This is a genomic window from Okeania sp. SIO3I5 (genome assembly GCF_010672085.1).
Classification (GTDB): domain Bacteria; phylum Cyanobacteriota; class Cyanobacteriia; order Cyanobacteriales; family Microcoleaceae; genus Trichodesmium.
In genome coordinates this window covers 1-3,723 of the sequence record NZ_JAAHHT010000433.1, presented here as the reverse complement: position 1 = coordinate 3,723, position 3,723 = coordinate 1, and the positions used below count along the sequence as shown (strand labels likewise).

Genomic DNA, 3,723 nt, shown 5'->3' with positions numbered 1-3,723 from the left:
CTTCCGCTACTGTTGCTGCTACATATTCACCCACACTATGACCCATGACTACATCTGGCTTAATCCCCCAGGATTCCCAGAGTTTATATAAGGCATATTCTATGGCAAACAAAGCAGGTTGGGTATAGGCTGTTTGGTCTAGTAGGGATGAATTGGATTCATCTATGTCTGCGGGATAGAGAATGTCTCGTAATGAAGTTTCTTGGAAAGTTTCGATAGTACTGAGAATTTCTTCACATTGGTGAATCGCTTCACGAAAAGTTGGTGCTTGTTGATACAACTGCCTTCCCATGTTCACATATTGGGAACCTTGTCCTGTGAAGAGGAAAGCTATTTTTGTTACTGTGGTCTTATTTGTCAGTTCACCTGAGTAAATTCCAGCTACTTCTTCCCCTTCTTGTTGCTGTCGGAGTTTCTCAATTAATTCTTGTTGGTTGTGTGCAATAACTGCTAGTCTGTGGTTGAACTGAGCACGTCCTATATTAGCTGTATAGCAAATATCTGCTACCCCTAATTCGGGATGAGTTTCGAGATAATTTTGATAACTACTGACTAACTCACCCAGAGCAGTTTCAGTTTTAGCTGACAAAGTCAATAGATGAACTGTAAGTTCTAGCTTATCTTCACTTTTAACTTTTAAATTTTGACTTTTGACTTTCTCTGGTGCTTCTTCTAAGATTATATGAGCATTAGTTCCACTAAAACCAAAGGAACTAACTCCTCCTATACGAGTTTTCCCATTGGTTTGCCAAGGAGTAAGTTGAGTCGATACTTGTAGAGGTAATTGAGACCAATTAATATAAGGATTAGGCTGGTTAAAATGTAGTGATGGTGCTATTTTTTGATATTGCAGTTGCAGGACTAATTTCATAAAACTGGCTATTCCTGCTGCTCCTTCAGTATGACCAATGTTGGTCTTAACTGAACCAATCATTAAAGGTTTCTCTTGAGAGTGAGTTTTGCCAAATACTGTTCCTATGGCCTCAACTTCAATAGGATCTCCCAAGGAAGTTCCTGTACCATGAGCTTCAATGTAACTGACATCTGCTGGCTCTAGACCTCCATTAGCAAGAGCTTTACGAATAACAGCTATTTGAGAAGGACCACTAGGAACCGTTAAACCACTGGTATTACCATCTTGATTGATGGCACTACTACGAATTACTGCTAGAATATTATCCTGGTCTGCTAATGCATCTGATAAACGCTTGAGTACAATAATACCGCATCCTTCCCCACGGACAAACCCATCAGCTGAAATATCAAAAGTCTTACACCGACCATCAAAGGATAACATACGAGACTTACAAAGGCCGACAGTACTCTCTGGAGAAATTAAGATATTCACTCCTCCTGCCAGGGCTAGATTGCACTCTTGATTTCTTAAACTTGAACAGGCTAAATGGATACTTACTAATGAAGAGGAGCAAGATGTGTCTACTGCTAGATTAGGTCCGATTAGCCCCAGAATATAGGAAATTCGCCCTGATGCTGTACTGTGGGCATGACCTGAACCTATATAGGCATTCATTTGTTCTAGACCTTGAGAGAGTACATTGTTGGTATAGTCATTGCTACAAATACCTATAAATACACCTGTTTGACTCTTCTTCAATTGTTGGGGATTTTTGCCTGAATGCTCTAGTGCTTCCCAACTTACTTCTAAAAGTAATCTATGTTGAGGGTCTAGATGGTTTGTTTCTAGAGGAGAAATACCAAAAAAATTGGCATCAAATTCCTGTATTTGGTCAATAAATCCTCCATAGCGACTGTACATTTTGCCAGGAGTGTCTGGATCTGGGTGATAATAATCATCAAGATCCCATCGGTCTTTTGGTACTTCAGCGATCGTATCTACTCCATTTTGTAAAACATCCCAGAATGCTTCTGGAGTAGATGCACCTCCAGGGAAGCGACAACCCATACCAATAATCGCTATTGGCTCTGTAGTTGCTGCTTGAATTTCTTGTATTTTTGCAGTTGCTTGTTTAAGTTTTAGTAATAGACGTTGCTCATTTGATAGTTTTTGTGGTGAGTTAAGTTCCATATTTATTCCTCCTGTACTATACTGATTAAAAATAAGTCCTCTTGATATTACTAGAACTTACGCAGTACGAGCTATTTTTATCATTGCGACCCACAAGAATGCAATCTCAAATGATGGTTTTTCGTACCTTATGCGTAAGTCCTAATTACTTAACTAACTTACTGTAGAAGTTGATCCAGTTGACCGATAGCTTCATCAACCGCCACATCAATTTCATCTTCAGAAAGCTGATTAATTTCAGAAAATCTATTTCCTGAAGACTCTAGCTCCAAGGAATCCTTATCTAATATTTCCTTTGGTGTTTCCGATTCAGTTCCTGTATTATCTGATAGCAGAATTATTGTTTCTTCTAGGTAATCAGTTAGTGATTGAATATTAGGATAATCAAAAGCCAGAGAAGATGGCAGCGAGCAATCTAAACTAGTCTGCAACTTATTCCTCAACTCAACAGAAGTCAAAGAATCCATACCTAAGTCAAAAAATCCTGTCTCTAGTGAAATGGATTCGGGATCATTTATTCCTAATACTAGAGCAAATTGACGGCGGACATGAGCTACTAATAACAAGCGACGTTCGTCAGGTGCTGTTGCTTTCAATTTTAGCAGAAATTCTGACTTAGATATTTCAGAAGTTGTTTGGCTTATTTGCTGCCAATCTGCCAATAAAGGCCATTGGGATACTCTTTCTTGCCACTTTGACCACTCTATGGGAAGTACCCCTACTTCTTTATCCGAACCACTCATTAGTAGCTCCAGAGACTCTAATACCTGAGTTGAAGACATCACACCTATTTTCTGCTCAGATGCCTCAACATCTAAACTTTGTTCTGCAACCTCTCGGACTTGAGCAATAGGTCCCCAATGAATGCTTAATCCCGGTAATCCCATAGTTCGACGATATTGGGCTAAACCATCGAAAAATCCTCCGATTGTAGCATTATTTCCTTGACCCTGTGAACCCAGCCAAGATGCAGCTGAAGAAAACAGTACAAAAAAGTCCAAGGGTTGGTTTTGAGTCAATTGATGCAAATGCCAAGCCCCTTCAACTTGGGATGGTATCACTTCCTCAAAGCTAGACAAGTTATAGTTTTGCAGCACTCCATCGGACAACATTCCCACCGAATGGATTACTCCTGCCAGTGGTATGTTGGACTGCTCAATCTTGTGCAACACTCTGGTCATTGATTCAAGATCGGACACATAGGCTTGTTCCACTACCACTGAAGCTCCAGCCATTTCTAACTCAGTTATTTTTTGACTGGTAACATCATCTGGTGAATGGCCTCCTAGCAAAACCAAATGCTTGACGCCTTTATCAACCATCCAACGAGCTACTAATAAGTCTAAACCTCCCATGCCTCCTGTAATCAAGTAGGTAGCATCCTCACGTAAACACAGAGGCTTTTGAGTAGTAGCATCAGGTTGTTGTGAGATAGCTTGCTGATGAGGACTAGCTACCAATCGAGCTACATAACGCTCATCTCCACGCCATGCTACCTGATCCTCCTTATCCTCTGACCAAACTTCCTGAAATAGTTCTTCCGCTTGAGTCTCTATGGTCTGCTGTGGATCTAAATCTATGCGCACACAATTGAGTTCTGGATGTTCTATGCTAATTACTTTCCCCATACCCCACAGTGAAGACTGGGCTACTCCTGGTATCACTGGATTATTTGA

At 40.5% G+C, this 3,723-nt stretch carries 2 protein-coding genes; both read right to left on the bottom strand.

Going from position 1 to position 3,723, the window contains the following annotated elements:
• The coding region (locus F6K40_RS39245; RefSeq protein ID WP_293145435.1) for a type I polyketide synthase at positions 1–2,047 on the bottom strand (2,047 nt) is incomplete at its 3' end.
• A gap of 158 nt (positions 2,048–2,205) precedes the next feature.
• A partial coding sequence (locus F6K40_RS39240; RefSeq protein WP_293145432.1) for a beta-ketoacyl reductase occupies positions 2,206–3,723 on the bottom strand: 1,518 nt, incomplete at its 5' end.